The sequence below is a fragment of the Hyphomonas sp. UBA3601 genome (assembly GCF_002375605.1).
Classification (GTDB): Bacteria; Pseudomonadota; Alphaproteobacteria; order Caulobacterales; family Hyphomonadaceae; genus Hyphomonas.
In genome coordinates this window covers 12,408-13,022 of sequence record NZ_DFME01000148.1, presented here as the reverse complement: position 1 = coordinate 13,022, position 615 = coordinate 12,408, and the positions used below count along the sequence as shown (strand labels likewise).

Here is a 615-nt window from a genome sequence, read left to right as displayed (position 1 = left end):
GCAGAGAATAGGTCGTTCATGAGCCCGTTCTAGGCGCGATTGCAGAGCGTGATAAGGTGCCAAGTGGAGGAGACACAAAATGACACTCGAGATCACACCATCCGGGCAGGCATGCGGCGCTGAGATTCGCGGCGTTGACCTGTCTGCTCCCCTGCCTGCCGAGATCGTTGCAGGTATTCGCGCGGCGTGGCTTGAACATCAGGTTCTCTCCTTTCCGGACCAATCAATGAGCGACGCAGACCTGGAACGCTTCACATTGTATTTTGGTCCCTTTGGAGAGGACCCATTCATTGCATCGATCCCCGGTCATCAGCACATAATCGCGGTTCAGCGCGCGGCCGACGAAACGGCACCGATCTTCGCAGAAAGCTGGCACACTGATTGGAGCTTTCAGGCCGCTCCTCCAAGCGGCACCTGTTTGTTCGGTATTACCATTCCGCCGCGGGGTGGCGACACGCTATTCGCCAATCAATATCTGGCGCTGGAGCAGATGCCCACGGAACTGCGTGAAAGGCTGGACTGCAAGAAAGCCATTCATTCCGCCAAGAACGCTTACGCCCCAGACGGCATGTATGGAGAGGCAGACAAAGCGAGCGGGCGCAGCATGACCATCAT

1 pseudogene is annotated in these 615 nt (G+C 57.1%); it reads left to right on the top strand.

Features of this window, described 5'->3' with window-relative positions:
* Positions 1–79: 79 nt before the first annotated feature.
* Positions 80–615 (top strand): annotated as a pseudogene (locus B4F73_RS16545) (TauD/TfdA dioxygenase family protein); the annotation flags it as partial.